At 39.8% G+C, this 16609-nt stretch carries 14 protein-coding genes; 6 read left to right on the plus strand and 8 right to left on the minus strand.

Features of this window, described 5'->3' with window-relative positions; genetic code table 11:
- The first annotated feature begins 491 nt into the window (after positions 1-491).
- Together A0J48_RS00400 and A0J48_RS00405 are read left to right on the plus strand one after the other, a co-directional pair.
- On the plus strand, positions 492-1301 hold the full coding sequence (locus tag A0J48_RS00400; protein ID WP_234300631.1) for an RNA polymerase sigma factor: 810 nt from the start codon (positions 492-494) through the stop codon (positions 1299-1301).
- Positions 1241-2878 (plus strand): tetratricopeptide repeat protein, encoded by a 1638-nt coding sequence (locus tag A0J48_RS00405; RefSeq protein ID WP_234300632.1) that lies wholly within the window; start codon positions 1241-1243, stop codon positions 2876-2878. The genes A0J48_RS00400 and A0J48_RS00405 overlap by 61 nt, the downstream gene beginning before the upstream one ends.
- A gap of 343 nt (positions 2879-3221) precedes the next feature.
- On the opposite strand, the gene A0J48_RS00410 is transcribed toward A0J48_RS00405, so the two are convergent.
- The 5 genes from A0J48_RS00410 to A0J48_RS00430 all read right to left on the minus strand — a co-directional run bounded on the left by A0J48_RS00410 (position 3222) and on the right by A0J48_RS00430 (position 6225).
- Positions 3222-3602, minus strand: a complete 381-nt coding sequence (locus tag A0J48_RS00410; RefSeq protein ID WP_200319256.1) for a clan AA aspartic protease — start codon at positions 3600-3602, stop codon at positions 3222-3224.
- Positions 3599-3871, minus strand: coding sequence for a hypothetical protein (locus A0J48_RS00415; protein WP_200319258.1), 273 nt, complete (start codon positions 3869-3871; stop codon positions 3599-3601). The genes A0J48_RS00410 and A0J48_RS00415 overlap by 4 nt, the downstream gene beginning before the upstream one ends.
- 130 nt (positions 3872-4001) lie before the next feature.
- A complete protein-coding gene (locus tag A0J48_RS00420; RefSeq protein ID WP_200319260.1) occupies positions 4002-4265 on the minus strand; it encodes a hypothetical protein in 264 nt (87 codons plus the stop codon).
- Positions 4266-4387: 122 nt separating this feature from the next.
- On the minus strand, positions 4388-4657 hold the full coding sequence (locus A0J48_RS00425; protein WP_200319261.1) for a DUF1049 domain-containing protein: 270 nt from the start codon (positions 4655-4657) through the stop codon (positions 4388-4390).
- Positions 4658-4797: 140 nt separating this feature from the next.
- The gene (locus A0J48_RS00430; RefSeq protein ID WP_200319262.1) at positions 4798-6225 is read right to left on the minus strand and encodes a phosphoglucomutase/phosphomannomutase family protein; all 1428 of its coding nucleotides are present in this window, start codon (positions 6223-6225) and stop codon (positions 4798-4800) included.
- Positions 6226-6352: 127 nt separating this feature from the next.
- Between A0J48_RS00430 and A0J48_RS00435 the strand changes: the two genes are divergently transcribed.
- Positions 6353-7207 carry a PD-(D/E)XK nuclease family protein gene (locus A0J48_RS00435; RefSeq protein WP_200319263.1) on the plus strand — a complete coding sequence of 285 codons (855 nt, stop codon included), beginning with the start codon at positions 6353-6355 and terminating at the stop codon, positions 7205-7207.
- A 122-nt stretch (positions 7208-7329) separates the two neighbouring features.
- Here the strand turns inward: A0J48_RS00435 and A0J48_RS00440 are convergent, their stop codons facing one another.
- Together A0J48_RS00440 and A0J48_RS00445 are read right to left on the minus strand one after the other, a co-directional pair.
- Positions 7330-8700, minus strand: a complete 1371-nt coding sequence (locus A0J48_RS00440) for a hypothetical protein (protein ID WP_200319264.1) — start codon at positions 8698-8700, stop codon at positions 7330-7332.
- A gap of 333 nt (positions 8701-9033) precedes the next feature.
- Positions 9034-10689 carry a transglutaminase domain-containing protein gene (locus A0J48_RS00445; protein WP_234300633.1) on the minus strand — a complete coding sequence of 552 codons (1656 nt, stop codon included), beginning with the start codon at positions 10687-10689 and terminating at the stop codon, positions 9034-9036.
- Between the two features lie 450 nt (positions 10690-11139).
- Between A0J48_RS00445 and A0J48_RS00450 the strand changes: the two genes are divergently transcribed.
- The 3 genes from A0J48_RS00450 to A0J48_RS00460 all read left to right on the plus strand — a co-directional run bounded on the left by A0J48_RS00450 (position 11140) and on the right by A0J48_RS00460 (position 15874).
- Positions 11140-14013: a cation-translocating P-type ATPase gene (locus A0J48_RS00450; RefSeq protein WP_200319265.1), complete on the plus strand. Its 2874-nt coding sequence runs from the start codon at positions 11140-11142 to the stop codon at positions 14011-14013.
- A gap of 329 nt (positions 14014-14342) precedes the next feature.
- A complete protein-coding gene (recF, locus tag A0J48_RS00455) occupies positions 14343-15458 on the plus strand; it encodes a DNA replication/repair protein RecF (protein ID WP_200319266.1) in 1116 nt (371 codons plus the stop codon).
- 2 nt (positions 15459-15460) lie between these two features.
- Positions 15461-15874: a hypothetical protein gene (locus A0J48_RS00460; RefSeq protein ID WP_200319267.1), complete on the plus strand. Its 414-nt coding sequence runs from the start codon at positions 15461-15463 to the stop codon at positions 15872-15874.
- Between the two features lie 188 nt (positions 15875-16062).
- On the opposite strand, the gene A0J48_RS00465 is transcribed toward A0J48_RS00460, so the two are convergent.
- On the minus strand, positions 16063-16521 hold the full coding sequence (locus A0J48_RS00465) for an MgtC/SapB family protein (RefSeq protein WP_200319269.1): 459 nt from the start codon (positions 16519-16521) through the stop codon (positions 16063-16065).
- Positions 16522-16609: the final 88 nt, after the last annotated feature.

Here is a 16609-nt window from a genome sequence, read left to right on the forward strand (position 1 = left end):
TTAGCTATAGCGGAATGTATCCCTTCGTGACACTGCATGACCGCGTAGCGTAATGCAAGCTTTAGCAATTGCAAGGGTTGGGATTGCTTCGCTTGCAATAACTGTAAATATTTTTTTCTATATACTTAACTGGGATGCTGGCATTGGTATGATTCAGATGCTTACAAACCTGATAACTGCTAATTATTAAACAATCTGAGGTTTAAATACCTGAATTTAACTCAACTTGGTATGATTCAGATGTTTAAAAACCTGATAACTACCAATTATTAAACAATCTTAGGTTTAAATACCTGAATTTAACTCAACTATTGAATTAAAAAGATAGGTATCATTTAAACCTGCATTACATAAACCCAGAACTTTTCCATCGTTTGTACAAATCTTCACTCCTAAAGTTTGAGATGGTCAACAGCAAGTCATATATACAAGCGAAACCAAAGCAAGAACTCTTGTTTTCTTTATCATCGGGTCTGGAAATCAACAATATATTGGCAAAACAAAGCCAATCTAAAACTTTATCTCAAAATACTTGTGGGGATTTTTGGCAATTATGGGAATTATATCAAGATGATTTTTACAACCTTTGTCTAAAGTGGATGGGAGGTAATTGTCATGATGCTGAAGATGCACTAAGTGAAGCAAAGCTCAAAGCCTGGAACGAATGGACAAAATATGGAAATAAAATTATATATCCTAAATCGTGGTTAACTCGAATTATTCATAATTTCTGCATGGATTTGCATCGAAAACGTAAACGAGAAGCCACAGTAATTGAAAACATTGAAAATATTAAATTTACAGATCATTCAGCATTTACTTATAGGGGAGAATTTCCAGAATCTAATATTTTGAATATGGAGATGGGAGCATATATCTACCACCAAATTGAATCTTTACCTGACAGATTGCGCTATCCTTTTTTTTTACATTGCTGCCAAGACAAATCCTATCAAGATGTTGCCAAACAACTCGCCCTCTCTGAAGAGAATGTTCGCAAACGTATTCAACAGGCACGAAAAATTCTCAAAAAGCAGTTAAACAAGTATCTTGCAGGGGAAGATAAAAATCCTATTGATTACCTTTCACTATCCTTAAAAAAGGATATTCCGATGGGAGAAAAATTTCAATCTGATGAAACACTTCGACAAGCTCAGTACGGTGCAGTGAGTAGTAATTGGGAATCATCAATACCAACAAAAACCCAGCACGAAGAAATTAACTATAAAGTAACCTTAATATGTCTGGAAACATTGCCACTTCATTGGTACAATTCACCCAATTATCTGGGCTGGAGATGAATGCTCACTTGGTTGTAGAGGAAAAATCAGCTAGACAAAAGCAGAAAGTTATCACCTTAAGTCAGTATGTCCAGAAATATCCCCAAGGGTGGAAAAAAAGATTAGAACTGGCTAATTTGCTTTATGAAATAGGAAATTGGCAACAAGCATTTGCAGAATATCATCAAGTGCTTGAGCGACAACCTCAATTAATTGATGTGCATCTGCAATTAGGGAAAATTTTACAGATAATGGGACTCGAAAAAGAGGCTCTAGAAATATATGAAAAAGCCTTATTATTGTCTGCAAATGAAGGGACTCATAATCATATCAAAGGATTGATTGCAGTTTGCCAAAGTGAGATTCAGAAGGCAATCATGGCTTTTAATTTAGCAGCAGCTTTAGAACCTGACAAAGTAGTTCACTGGCTGGCTTTGGCACAGGTGCATCAGCAGAGAGAAAATCCTTTTGGTACTCTCAGCACCTTGGAGCAGGTTTTGTCCATCAACCCAGATGATGTTTTTTCCTTGATTTACAGCTATGATGCCCTGATGGCGGTGGGGGATATACAAACAGCTAGAGGGTGGTTAAGCAGGGTTATAGCCTTAGCTGGGGATGATTTCCGGGTACTGCAACGACAAATTAATCAACGTTTGCAGATGAGATTGGTATCAGGTGAAGAGGGGAAACAGACTAAAAAAATGATTACCTCTCTACTGCGACAGACTCCTCATAGCGTGGAAGTTCACAAATCCCTGGCCTATTATCACATTTTCCGAGGGGATTGGGCGCAAGGTGTGGAGGTGTTGGCAGAGTTTACCGCAAAACATCCAAATCATCCTTATGGTTGGTATGACTACGGACGGTGTTTATTTGACACAGGGGAATATCAGAAGGCGGCACAGATGATGGGGAAGGCTTATCATCTCTATCCCCATGATTGTGCAATTTATCGGGGGTTGTGTGATATTTTACCTTTGGTGATAGGAGATCCCCCTAAATCCCCCTTAAAAAGGGGGACTTTGAATAGTGATCCTCTCCTGGAAGACGTAGTGGAGGAGATGTTGAAGCGGTTTCCTGAACGTTGGAGTGTTTGGGCGACTGCGGGGCGGGTGTTGGTGGAATGCTTTCAGGAGGTTGAAAGAGGGTGTCAGATTTCTGAACAAGGAACGCAACTACAGCCCCAGTTAGCTGATGCTTGGTTTCGTCATGGACGGGTTTTAGCGTTGGCTGGAAAACATCAGGAAGCGGTGGAGGCGTTGGAGAAAGGATGGCATTTTTTACCAGCATGGGGTTATGTGCAATCTGTACCTGCGGCGGTGTGGCTAGGGGAGAGTTACGGAGTGCTAGGGGATGTTGGAGTTAGTAAACGATGGTGGGAAGTGGCTTGTGAGGGATGTCAGGAGTTGAGGGCGTTTAATCCGGTTATGGCTGATTACTGGTTAGGGAGAGCTTTAGTAGGGTTGGGGGATAAGTCAGGAGCGATACAGGCTTATGAAGGTGCGTTGAGTCAGCAGTTGTTGTATCCGGCTCGTGGGGAGGTTGAGAAGAGTTTGCAGAGGTTGAAAGGTAAGAGGAGGAAGGGTTCTAGGGGTTGAGGGGGGATTTTTGGGAAGAAAATTTGCCTGTAACTTGAAAAATTCACAAATTGGGGTGAAAAAACGTCTAAAAGATGTGGGAAGAAAAAACCACACTCATTTACTAAGCTACGTAGACAGAGAGAAAGCAGGTCAAAATGTCCCAACTAAAGATAGGCGGATGGCAAGAAATTCCCATCAATAATTTAATCCCCCTATTGCGAACAGCAATAGGGTTTCAAATAACAAATAATACTAAAGGAGCGAATGCTATTGATATAGAAGTACTTGAAACAAACTGCTCATACTGGACAATCCACCAACCAGCAAAGATAATAGAACCCGAATATACTACATATTAAATCTATGAAATCAAGGGTGGGATTTGTTCTAACGAAACTAAACCATTGTCTTCAAAATCAATTCCCAGATGATATCCTGCCATCAAAGCCGTTCCCAATAAAGGTTTATAACCAGATGCTAAAATAGGAACTACTTTTTCTTGATTGTCCCAAACAATTGTTGCTAAATGTATAGATAACAACGCCTCCCTACCATCGGCTAATCTGGCAAACGTAGTGGAATATAACGGCAGATTCATCGCACTGACTGCTTGTGGTGGTAAGGTAAGATGGTCATTGAATCCAGTATCAATAATAAAATCAATAGAAAAATCTGGTTGTGTCGGTAAACGAAAAATTACTGGCACTACGGCTTTACCGTCAATCAATCTCCCGTAAATCATTTGACATTACGCTCAATCGCTCCCCCAAAGCTGACAGCAACATCATAACCAATCCGCATCGTAAATAATCTGGAATTTGGTTTTTTCTGCTTTAACTTTAATGCTGTTTCTACACCAGTTTTATCAATTCCGTATTCGCCGGTTTCCGCATCAATCACAATCATTTTGCCAATGTTATCATCACACTCTACTTGTTGCCGAATGCCATTTTCATAAAATTGTTTAGCTCTTTGGGCAACTTCTTCTACAGTCCAAAAAATAGCTTGCATGATCATTACACCTGCTTTGTGCTGTTCAATTATTTTAGCTGAATTTTAACCAAAAAGCGATAAGCAGAAGACCTGAAAACGCTCAACAACTAGACTATGATTACGGAAGAAAAAGGATAAAATGTTTGTGTCAATCAAGGCTGGCTGCATCACTTCTTCTTCCTAAAAATGCTTGTTGGCGACGTGTGATTATTTCTTCATTGAAATTAGCAAACACTTCATCTGACATATCATTCCAACAGCCAGCAAACTGCATATTTTTGTTAGGTGAAGGTTGAGATACTTCTAGACCTAATCGAAAATAATGAATAAAATTATATAATTCTTCTAATTTATCTGATGGGACAAGATTTATTTCTGTAATGACTTTTGTGCGTAGGTTAAAATAATCCATAGCAAGTTAATATAGATTGATTGAGTGACAAATTAATTATATCTCACATTATTCCTTTTACTTCCAGAAGTGCGATAGCGAAGCGCTGCTGCAAGCAGTTCGCCTCTCTTAGAGAAAAACCCCTAAAAATCCTCATCATCAACAAAAAACTCCGCCTCCTCATCAACCCCAGACTTCGACTCACCCAAACCCCAAAGCGGCTGCAAAATTGCCACACCAACCAAACCCCCAGCTACAAAAAAAGCCAATATTAAACCAAAAGGAACTTGTATAGATTGAAAAACCAAAAACCGTAAAGATACAGGTGTTGCATTCTGTACCGAAATCAGAGCGATCGCCAACACCCAACCAGCTATAACTATAGATATAAATAAATTCACAAATGTTTTCATAATTTTATATATAAAAATTTAGGAGTCAGGAGTCAGGAGTCAGAAGAAGCAGGAGTGCGGGGTGCAGGGGAGAAGAGTTATCCCCCTTGCTCCCTGCTCCTTGTCCTCTTCACTGTCACCTGTCACCTGTTACCTGTCACCTATCCCAACTTAGCAATTTCCGCTTCCATCGTTGCTGCAATTTGACTAAGTTTTTCTGGTGAGTTAGTTTCCATGTACACCCTCACCAAAGGTTCTGTACCAGAAGGACGCAATAACACCCAACTACCTTCCTCTAAATACAGTTTTATCCCATCCTTACGTCCCACTTCCTTCACCTTAATTCCTGCTACTTCGGAAGGAGGATTTTTGGTATAGGAATCAATCACAGCATTTTTGTGAGACTCAGTAAGATGTAAATCCAAGCGGTTGTTATACAGAGGACCATCAGCTTCAGCAATAGCTTCCTGTACCAACTGACTCAAAGGCTTACCTTCATAGGCGATCGCCTCAGCCACCAGCATATCAGCCAAAACCCCATCTTTTTCAGGAATATGGCCAATAATACTCAAACCACCAGATTCTTCCCCACCAATCAAAACAGCGGTTTCCCGCATTTTCTCACCAATGTATTTAAAACCTACCGCAGTTTCATAAATTTGCAGACCATGTTTAGCCGCAAAATTATCTAACAAATGAGTAGTCGCTACAGTTCTCACAATTGCGCCACTTTTACCCTTGTTTTTAATTAAATGGCGTGCTAAAACTAACAGCACCGTATTAGGAGTGAGAACATTACCTTGTTCATCCACAATCCCAAAGCGATCGCTATCACCATCTGTTGCTAAACCCAAATCAGCCTTATCAGCCTTAACAGCATCTACCAACTCAACTAACTGTTCTCCCTTGGGTTCAGGCATACCACCGCCAAAAAGTACATCCCTCCAAGTATGGAAACTTTCTAACTGAGTTCCACAATGTTCCAACACCTCATCTAAATAGCCACGAGAGGTAGAATAGAGAGCATCGTACTTAACCTTTAAATTCGCACTTTTAATTTTTTCCACATCCAGCAAGGTGTAGATAAAATGCAAATAATCGGGCTTTGGATCAAATGTAGAAATAGTACCTGATGGGTTACTTCCTGGTAACTCATCCGAGGCAGTTTCTATATTTGCCACAATAGTATCAGTAATTTCTGGAGTAGCAGGCCCAGCATAGTCTGGAATATATTTAATCCCACAATAAGGTGCAGGATTATGACTAGCAGTAAACATCAATGCCCCTGCGGAATTCAAGTGTTTCGCATTGTAGGCAATTACAGGAGTCGGACAATCCCGATCCGTAATTTTTACATTCCACCCTAAATCTGCCAAAACCGCAGCAGATGTCCGCGCAAACTCATCCGCTAAAAACCTTGTATCGTAGGCGATTAAAACTGGTCTGTCTTTACTATAGGCAGTTTCCAGATAACTAGCTATTGCCCTAGTTACTTTCCGCACATTGGGAAAAGTAAAATCATCGGCAATAATGCCACGCCAGCCATCAGTACCAAATTTTATTTTACCAGAACTGTTAGGGTTACTCATTTTGCCACTCTCTCCCGTACATGATCATTACTATTAGGAAGCATCCCGCAAAGCCTTTTTAGCAGCCACTATACAGCCACTGTGCCGCAAGTATCCCCAAGGTAATTTCTCTCACTCTACCTGAGCAATGTCAACCCCCGATAGACCCTTTGCCAGCTACCACCTTTGGTCTTTAGTTGCCCCCGCTAGAGGGCAAGAACATTGGCATTGCCAAATGAGGAGGGGATTTATTAAAGCTAGACAACATGAACCAGAGGTAAAAGCTTTATTAGCCACAGCAACTCCACCTCAACGTATTGGCATACTTGCCCAAAAAGGTGTGTATGAGTTTCACCATCATCTACATTGGTTAACTCAGTCTGATGGTGTAGAAAAAGTAGCCCAATTACTGAAATTAAGCAACTTCACTTTTCAAGTTAAGCACAGGGTACTACAAATTTTACAAAAATATCAAAAATCGCCTTTACTATTAGGTAAACGTATTCTGCAATTAACACCTGGAGATGAAGGATTTCCCAAACCAATTGTGATTGAACAAGCGAATTATTGTTTTCGCTTATATGCAGCTATGGATTGTGTATTTATCGAGTCTGATAGCACTTTACATATTTTAGATTTTAAAACTGGTAAATCTGCTTTTGACCGACGGCAAGCATTAGTTTATTTACTAGCAGCACGTTATCTTTATCCCGGTAAATCGGCTGTAGCATCGTTTTATAATTTAGAAATTTGTCAGAAATCTGAGTTAATTACTATTACTAATAATGAATTAGCATCAGTTGAATTTGAGTTAGCTAATATAGCTCATAAGCACCAACTAGATTTACAAGCATATCAATCAAGGAATAGTAATTTTAGTCAAATATTTCCACCCAATCCTGGCTATCACTGCCGTTTTTGCCCCTTTAATTCTATCTGTGAATTTTCGACTTTTAACCCGGCAAAATCACACTCAATGCCAATTACTAAGAATAGGGTGTAGAGTGTAGGGTGTAGGGTGTGGGGAGCTATCAAGTCAAAAGTCAAAAATCAAAAGTCAAAAGTAATAACTTCTGCCTCCGGTTGGTGAGCGAAGTCGAACCACTGCCTTCTGCCTCCTGCCTCCTAACAAAATCGCTTAAAAAATGATAAATCAATATCACCAAAGTGAATACTCATGGCAATATTTAATTGCTCTAATGTTCCTACTAACCAATCAATAGCATCAGTGGTAGCAGTTTCATAATGGTTAAATAAAATTGCAAATCTTTTTTCTAAATAAGGTTTAACTTTATGACAAATTAATACTACTTTCAGTAGCAACCCAATTGTAGGCAAAGAACCTTGATTACTAATTAAATCTAAAAAAGTTGAATGTTGTGGAGATGCTTGGCTATTGACAACTAAAAAATTGAGTAACTGACTACAAGTTCTCACAAGTAAGAAATCATTTGGTTTCTGCTCATCAGCTTGTGGCAATGTATTTTGTAAATGATTATATAATCTTTGATTAAATTGGCGCTTGCCATATTGTCCATCAATGGAAGGGATTAGATAGTCATATAAATCATCTTTAAATGTTTGGAATTTAGCAGTTTGACTACTATATTTTAAGAACTGTTGCGCTCTTTCTTGATAGGTGTAGTCACCTTCGCTTTTACCAATAAATTGCTTTAAGGCTTTGTAGAGATCACGATCACTTAACAGTGTGGGATTATTCACAGGTCGTAAAATGCGATTCGCTTCCAATGGCGAATATTTCTGAGAAATATGGATACTACGAACTTTATAAGTTACGTAACGAGACAAATCAATCTCAAACTTTTTTTGTACCTGTTTCTGAAAATTTCTGACTGTTTCTTGTTGTTCAAAAGTCGAATTTTCACTAATTAAACAATGTTCATATATATAAGGATAGCGACTAATTAAATTTATCAATGGCTGATTATTCCTGCGAACATCCCATTTCGGATTTTGATTCACTAACTGGATAAAACGTCGCAAGGTTACATACTGGTCACTATCAATAAAAGTTTGTATTAATTCTCTTAATCTTTTAATTTCTCGCATCCGAAAACTACCTGCTCCTACTCCTAATCTGGTAGGTAGTGGTGCATCAAATAATTTAATTAAATCAATAATTGCATAATGTAGCTGGGGTTGGATATACCAGCGATTAATTAATATATGACAACAACGATTGAGGAAAAACTTAAAATCCTCAGTTGCTGTTTTGGAAGCAGTAATTTTATCTAATATAGGTATAATTTCGGGTTCAGGATAATTAGCCCGTTCAATAAATAGAGAGCGAAACCTTTCAATCATTTGGTCTGGAGATTCCATTTGTACCAAATGAAGCAAGTGTTGATATATCAATTGTTCTTCTTGGTAACAGTCATGGTAGTTGTGAAGGTGTTCCAGTTTACCACCATGCAATTTTACCGAAGGTGTTTGCTCCACAGTTTTTTCAGATTCAGAACTTGTCCAATTTTTCACCTGTTAATACCGTTTACAAACTTGCTTATAAGTCATTTTTCTTACACAAATACGGGCGTGTCAACCGGATTAATACGGTTTTAACAATGCCTGGATGAAGGTTGTTCTCCATATTTTTATGGAAGAATCTCATATCAACATCTTACAGGCTAAACCGAAAAATTACTGACTATTTCCTTAAAGTGAACATAAATATTCGCCGCCTCAAATTAAATTTCTGATTAAGAAATGTCAGAATTTGTCCGAAACGGGGGAGTTGGGGCAGGAATTCCACCATTAGAGCTACCTAATCTCCCGTTTCTAGCTACAAGTTGCCAACTTTAAATTCCTAAATTAGAAAGGTGGTAATTCTTTAAGAATTGTAAACCGAATATGGTTAATAGCCAATTCGCCAATGGAGATGTCTTCTTTTGTTAACCGATCTCCATTACTGGTTAAGGTTTCAAAGGAGACTCCTTTACCAATTTCGATATGATACCAGCATAAGCCCATAAAAAACCGTGTGGGATATGGGCCGGAATCGCCTATGTCATCGGGATTTGATTCCATTGGTACCCAACCAAAATCAGGGATATAGAACTCTAGCCAAACGTGATTAAAATCCGGTTGTAGAGGTACTCCTTGTTGTTCAGGATATGGAGGGCATTTATACCTACCTACTGTCCGACAAGGAATGCTATTTAAACGACACAAAGCTAATAATACACCAACGTATTCACCACAGGAACCAACGCCTCGTTCTAAAACTACATCTGGTGTATCTATGTGAGGTTTAATACCATAAGATAACTCATCATAGACGTAATTGCGGATATTATACATTTTTCGTAACATATTAGTCTCTGACCCCACAGCATCACGGGCTGCACGGCGGACAACGGTAGTATCCATTGCTAAATCATCATCATCGACTAAGTAGCGACTTTGTAATTCTGGAGTCAGTTCTGGTAATTCTTCTACATCCTTGGGGGTGATGCGATACTTAATTCCCCGGACTTCCAAAAGTGCTTTCCAACCAAAGATATGCCGTTCTCCTGGGGTAAGAGAATCAAACTTAAATACGGCTACTCTTTGTCCATCAATAATTTCTTCTGTGAAGGGTAAACCTATGGGTTCAACTTGTTTCACCTTTTGACGTTCTGTTTCTGATGGTAGGGCAATACGCCATTCCACATTGGTTAAATACACCTCCTCTAAGGGAGAAATTTCCTCTAGATATGACATTTCCACCTGATAACCGTTGGATAGTGCGTAGCGTTTCTCTGGGTTGTAATGATAGTAGAGGGGGTGAATAAAAGTGATATCCCGGTAAGTTAGCTCATGATTAGGGTCTGCATTCGGATTATCACGGATATAAGGCTCTTCAAAAGAGTAGGCAATATAGAGCAGATCCTTACCTGTTTGCTCCTGTCTATGGATGGTGATGCCTGTAGGAGAGGCAAAAGGTGTGAGGACGCTAAAACGAACTTCTCCAGTTGCCCGATCCATCGAGTAAACTGTTTGTTCGGTGCGATCGCAAACCCAGAGAGTTTCTTGACTAATGGTCAAATTTTCTCTACCGACACCAGGAGCATAAAATCTAGTAATTTCTTTGCGTGTATCCCGGTCAAAAACAAGAATATAGCCTAATCGTTGGCAGCTAACATAGACAGTGGACTCCCAAACAGCGACACCATCAGCAGCATAAGGCAAGGTGACAAAATGCTCCAACCCCAAAGAGGCCAACTTACACAAATAAACGCTATTACCACGGCTGACCCACAGAGTATCTTCCCAGACTGCTAAACCAGTAACATCTGTAAATTCCTTGACCTGGTAGGGATTGAGAATTTTACTGTTATCAGAGATGGGGTCAATTTCTAGTAAATGCCCTTTAATTGTGTCAATGGCAATTAGTTTATCTTGAATAAAAGCAATGCCATAAATAGCAGCAGCGGTAAGCGGTCGAATTGTTTTTTGCCCAAACATCTGGCTAACAGTCAAACTCATATAGTGATCCGATTTGATTCATGAATTTTTCATGGAGGCAGGGAACAGGGAACAGGGAATAGGGAACAGGGAACTCTTAACAGGAAAGAAGACTTTCAGTATGTACGGAGTCCTGTATGGCTTACGCCGAGCTACGCTATCAGAAATCAAATAGGAGTCCTATATTATTAGTCATTAGCATTGGTCATTAGTCAGGAGGTAGAAGGCAAGAGGCAGCAGGTGGCAGGCAGAAATTTTTAAATTTTTAAATTTTTAAATTTTTAAATTTTTAAATTTTAAATTTTTAATTGTTTTCTCTCCATCTTTCCATCTCCCTATCTTGCCCCACACCCTACACCCTACACCCTACACCCTCTTAGTCCCCAGTCCCCAATGTAACTTTGGTTAATGGAATTCCAGGCATTACTCAATTATGATCGAATTTTGTAACCATTTCCTGTAACCTACACGATGTCTGCTCATTCTTTACCTGAAGGTGCCGCAGTTTGGCATAGTTTAGAAGTTGATAAAGCTTTAGACCTGCTTGATAGCAATGCAGACAGCGGCTTAACATCCCCAGAAGTTGAACAACGTTTGCAAAAATACGGACCCAATGAACTAGAAGAACATGGTGGTCGTAGCCCTTGGGAGATTCTACTGGATCAGTTCACTAACATTATGTTGTTAATGCTGATTGGTGTAGCTCTCATTTCTGGTTTTTTAGATTTTTTAGCATTGCAACAAGGCACATTAAAACAGAACGAAGTACCATTTAAAGACACAATTGCAATTATGGCGATTGTGATCCTGAATGGTATTTTGGGCTATGTACAAGAAAGCCGTGCAGAAAAAGCCCTAGCAGCTTTGAAAAAATTATCCTCTCCTTTAGTTCGCATCATCCGCAACGGTAAACTAGCAGATGTAGCTGGGAAAGAACTAGTACCTGGGGATGTAATGTTGCTAGAAGCTGGTGTGCAAGTAGCTGCTGATGGACGCTTAATAGAACAGTCGAATTTACAGGTGCGGGAGTCGGCACTGACAGGTGAAGCTGAAGCTGTCAATAAGCAAGCAATACTTACATTACCAGAAGATACATCATTAGGCGATCGCATTAATTTAGTTTTTCAAGGCACAGAAGTAGTTCAAGGACGGGCTAAGGTTCTTGTTACTAACACTGGCATGACTACAGAACTAGGCAAAATTGCTGCCATGTTGCAGTCAGTGGACAGTGAACCTACACCCCTACAACAGCGCATGACTCAATTGGGTAATGTGTTGGTATCTGGTTCTTTGATTTTGGTGGGTCTAGTTGTGGGTGGTGGACTCATCCATGATTTAGTCAAAGGAGTAGGCTGGAAGAATTTACAAGAACTGGTAGAAGTTTCTCTGAGTATGGCGGTGGCGGTAGTTCCAGAAGGTTTACCTGCTGTAATTACTGTAACTTTGGCTTTGGGTACTCAGCGCATGGTACGCCATAACGCCTTAATTCGTAAACTCCCAGCGGTGGAAACTCTCGGTTCTGTAACTACAATTTGTTCTGATAAAACCGGGACTCTGACTCAAAATAAAATGGTGGTGCAGTCAGTCTACACCAATCAAAAAACTTTCCGAGTCACGGGAGAAGGTTATGCTCCTGTTGGGGATTTTCAGTTAAATGGCGAGAAAGTTGACCTCGATGAAAATCCAGAAATATCTGCTTTGCTTGTTGCTTGTGCTGTGTGTAATGACTCCGTACTGCAAAAAGAAGCTGGCGAATGGGCAATTTTAGGCGACCCCACAGAAGGCGCTTTGATGACATTAGCTGGTAAAGCAGCAATTGAAAAAGATCAATGGAATAGTAAGTTACCCCGTGTGTCTGAGTTTCCTTTTTCCTCAGAACGCAAACGCATGAGTGTCATTTGCCAAGTCGAGGAAGTTGCTACCGGTGAACCCACAATGAGTGGTGTTGACCCCGTAATAGCAGGCTTTTTAGACTCGGAACAATATTTAATGTTTACCAAAGGTTCACCAGAATTAACCTTGGCACGTTGTACTCACATTTATGTCGGAGATCGTTCTATTCTCATCGACGAAGCACAACGTACTCAAATTTTGGCAGCTAATGACTACATGGCTTCTCAAGGTTTGCGGGTGTTGGGTTTTGCTTACAAACCTCTGACAGAAGTTCCACCAGAAGCTTCAGAAGATACTTCTGAACAAGATTTGGTATGGTTGGGTTTGGTGGGAATGCTCGATGCTCCACGCCCGGAAGTCAGGGCTGCTGTGCAAGAATGTCGTCAGGCGGGGATTCGCCCCATTATGATTACAGGTGATCATCAATTGACTGCACGGGCGATCGCTGTAGACTTAGGTATAGCTGATGCAGATGCTAGAGTTCTCACCGGTCAAGAATTGCAACGGATGAGTGACCAAGAACTAGAAGAACAAGTTGATTTAGTCAGTATTTACGCTAGAGTGTCTCCAGAACACAAACTGCGAATTGTCCAAGCTTTGCAACGTCGTGGTCGGTTTGTGGCGATGACAGGAGATGGTGTGAATGATGCACCCGCCCTGAAACAAGCTGATATCGGTATCGCTATGGGTATAACTGGTACAGATGTCAGTAAAGAAGCCAGCGACATGGTGCTGTTAGATGATAATTTTGCTACCATTGTCGCCGCTACGAAAGAAGGTAGAGTTGTTTATACCAATATTCGGCGTTTTATCAAATACATCTTGGGTAGTAACATTGGTGAAGTTCTCACCATCGCTGCTGCACCAATTTTAGGGTTGGGTGGTGTTCCCCTTTCACCTTTGCAAATTCTCTGGATGAACTTGGTAACGGATGGTTTGCCGGCTTTAGCTTTAGCTGTAGAACCCCCAGAACCAGATGTGATGCAACGTCCTCCTTTTAGCCCCCGCGAAAGTATTTTTGCTAGGGGTTTGGGTTCTTACATGGTTCGCATTGGGATTGTGTTCGCCATCATTACAATTATTCTGATGGAATGGGCGTATTTTCACTCCAAAGCAGTTACAGGAGACGGTTTAGACCCCGAACGTTGGAAAACAATGGTTTTCACGTCTTTGTGTATTGCTCAAATGGGTCATGCGATCGCTATTCGTTCTAACAATCAACTGACAATAGAGATGAATCCTCTTTCTAATAAATTCGTATTGGGGGCTGTAGTTGCCACTACGATTTTACAGTTGATGCTGGTTTATGTTGAACCACTGCGAGCCTTTTTTGGCACTCATTACCTCCCTCTCGATGAGTTACTAATTTGCATTGGATTCAGTGCTTTAATGTTTGTCTGGATTGAAGGAGAAAAGATTTTCTTCCGGTTTATGGGCAAACGAAATGTCTAAACATTCAAAATTAAAAATTCAAAATTGATGAGTTTTAATTTTTGAGTAAAAATTCAGCATTAGGAATTATTTCTCGTTCCCATACTCTGTATGGGAATGAATTCAAGGCAGAGCTTCTATAGTGGTTTTCCCAGTCTCAGACTGGGAGCGAGATATAACTGAGATGTAAATTTTTAATTTTTAATTAAGGAAAATTCCGAAAAATATAGACGTAGACAAGGCGGTTAGGACATTAATCCAAACTAAAACTTATACACTCAAAAGCTTTTACCACTGTCACCTGTCACCTGCTATAAAGTGATTAAATTTTTAACTTTTAATTTTTAAATATGTATCTGAAAAGTCTACATTTGCGACAGTTTCGTAATTACCAAGACCAAAAAGTTGAATTTACTGCACCGAAAACTATATTAGTGGGTAATAATGCTCAGGGAAAATCGAATTTGTTGGAGGCTGTGGAGTTGTTGGCAACATTGCGATCGCATCGTTTGGCACGCGATCGTGATTTAATTAGGGATGGGGATGATATCGCCCAAATTAATGCCACAATCGAAAGAGTTGTAGGTATAAGTGATTTATCTCTAACTTTACGCCGTCATGCTCGCCGGAGTGTAGCTATTAATAGTGAAATAGTCCGCCGACAAATGGATTTTCTTGGCGTTCTCAATGCAGTCGAGTTTTCCAGCTTAGATTTAGAATTAGTACGGGGAAGTCCTGAAAATCGTCGTAACTGGTTAGATACTCTTTTAATTCAACTCGAACCAGTTTATGCTCACATTCTCCAGCAATATAACCAAGTCCTACGTCAACGCAATGCTTTTTTGAAAAGAAGTCAGGACTCTGGACATAAAAACCAGGAGTCACAACTGTCAATTTGGGATGCACAGTTAGTCACCGCCGGAACAAGACTAATTATCAGACGGGACAGGGCTATCCGCAGATTAGCACCCATCGCCGCAGCTTGGCACGCTAGTATAAGTGGTAGTACAGAAGTTCTAAATATCAATTATGCGCCTAATGTCCCCCTCGAAAAAAGTCATCCGGAGGAAGTGCAGCAAGTTTTTCTAGGCAAAATTCAACAACGTTCTGCGGCTGAACTACACCGAGGTACTACCTTAGTCGGACCACACCGTGATGAAATAGAATTAAGTATCAATCAAACACCTGCACGTCAATATGGCTCCCAAGGACAGCAAAGAACTTTAGTTCTAGCTTTAAAATTAGCGGAATTACAATTAATTGAAGAAGTAATTCATGAACCCCCTTTACTGCTTTTAGATGATGTCTTAGCTGAATTAGATCCATTTCGCCAAAATCAATTACTAGATGCTATCCAAGACCGATTTCAAACTTTAATCACTACCACGCATTTAGGTGCTTTTGATTCCCAGTGGTTAAAATCTTCACAAATTTTATATGTCAACTCAGGAAAAATCACAATTTAGAGATGAACTATCAAAATCATGTATTGGATAAAAATGAGATTGCATCTTTAGGTGCTTCCCTGAGAGCGATTGAACCAAAATTACTGAAACAAAGTTCTCAGAAAGGGATCGAGAGAATATGGTTTCAAGGAGGAGAGCCTTACTTTGATATCTTTTTTGAATTAAATAATCAAGAAATTACCTGGTTTCAATTTACGTTACGCGGGCAATCTCTATCTTGGTGCATAGAACAACCAATTTTGAAAACAGGTATTACCAATGAATTGAATATTGATGATGTCAGTTTTTATGCAGCTAGTAAAATAGTAAAAAATGATCGTGATAGAGATCAAGAATTTGTGAATTTGGTCAAATCCATTTTGCAAACAAGACCAGAAGAAGCTATTTTCATCAAAGCATTAGTTTTATTTAAGTAGGTGGGTACAAATAAACATAATTATGTGAAAAAAAGTTAACGAGGCTAAAACCCTCTTACCTTCTGCCTTCTGCCTTCTGCCTCCTGCCTCCTTTATCCTAACGATAAATATTCCCGCCTACTTACTTAACAGGGAATAGGGAATAGGGAAAGTTTAAAATTCCCAATTCAAAATCCAAACTTGTTTGACTAATGAAATTTTTCTACTCTTTTTAAGAGGTGTAAAACTATAACTGTGAGAATTCCTCCAATTAAACCCAATTGCCATAAACCACAACCAGCTGCAATACCTAAAGCCGCAGCAACCCAGATTGCAGCTGCGGAAGTCAAACCATAAATTTCCCGCGACTTTGATGGTTGAGAAGATTCCCGCCAAATTTCTCCTCCGCCTAAAAATCCCACACCTGCGGCAATACCTTGGATCACGCGACTGAGAGAATCACTGCCCAGTTGTGGCCCACCAATTAGGATAGTGGTAAGAGTAAATATAGCTGAACCCATACTAACTAACATATAGGTTCTTAACCCAGCCGGTTTATTTGTGATTTCTCTTTCTAAACCAATGATTGCGCCAATTAACAAAGCTAGACACAGACGCAAGCAAATATTGAACCAGTCATCACTGGGTATGTAGTAAGGGTTTGTCAATGATAAGAATTCTCTAAAATAAACTACCACTACTTTAAACCAAGATAATTCTGCCGATATGGCAGTTTTAAGTTGGATGAGAACAGAT

The organism is Sphaerospermopsis aphanizomenoides BCCUSP55, assembly GCF_001586785.1.
Lineage (GTDB): Bacteria > Cyanobacteriota > Cyanobacteriia > Cyanobacteriales > Nostocaceae > Sphaerospermopsis_A > Sphaerospermopsis_A aphanizomenoides_A.

Excerpts from the sequence above, each read along its gene's own strand:
- A0J48_RS00405 (WP_234300632.1), top strand. The coding sequence starts at position 1,241 with ATGTCTGGAAACATTGCCACTTCATTGGTACAATTCACCCAATTATCT.
- A0J48_RS00410 (WP_200319256.1), bottom strand. The coding sequence starts at position 3,602 with ATGATTTACGGGAGATTGATTGACGGTAAAGCCGTAGTGCCAGTAATT.
- A0J48_RS00415 (WP_200319258.1), bottom strand. The coding sequence starts at position 3,871 with ATGCAAGCTATTTTTTGGACTGTAGAAGAAGTTGCCCAAAGAGCTAAA.
- A0J48_RS00420 (WP_200319260.1), bottom strand. The coding sequence starts at position 4,265 with ATGGATTATTTTAACCTACGCACAAAAGTCATTACAGAAATAAATCTT.
- A0J48_RS00425 (WP_200319261.1), bottom strand. The coding sequence starts at position 4,657 with ATGAAAACATTTGTGAATTTATTTATATCTATAGTTATAGCTGGTTGG.
- A0J48_RS00430 (WP_200319262.1), bottom strand. The coding sequence starts at position 6,225 with ATGAGTAACCCTAACAGTTCTGGTAAAATAAAATTTGGTACTGATGGC.
- A0J48_RS00435 (WP_200319263.1), top strand. The coding sequence starts at position 6,353 with ATGTCAACCCCCGATAGACCCTTTGCCAGCTACCACCTTTGGTCTTTA.
- A0J48_RS00445 (WP_234300633.1), bottom strand. The coding sequence starts at position 10,689 with ATGAGTTTGACTGTTAGCCAGATGTTTGGGCAAAAAACAATTCGACCG.
- A0J48_RS00450 (WP_200319265.1), top strand. The coding sequence starts at position 11,140 with ATGTCTGCTCATTCTTTACCTGAAGGTGCCGCAGTTTGGCATAGTTTA.
- recF (WP_200319266.1), top strand. The coding sequence starts at position 14,343 with ATGTATCTGAAAAGTCTACATTTGCGACAGTTTCGTAATTACCAAGAC.
- A0J48_RS00460 (WP_200319267.1), top strand. The coding sequence starts at position 15,461 with ATGAACTATCAAAATCATGTATTGGATAAAAATGAGATTGCATCTTTA.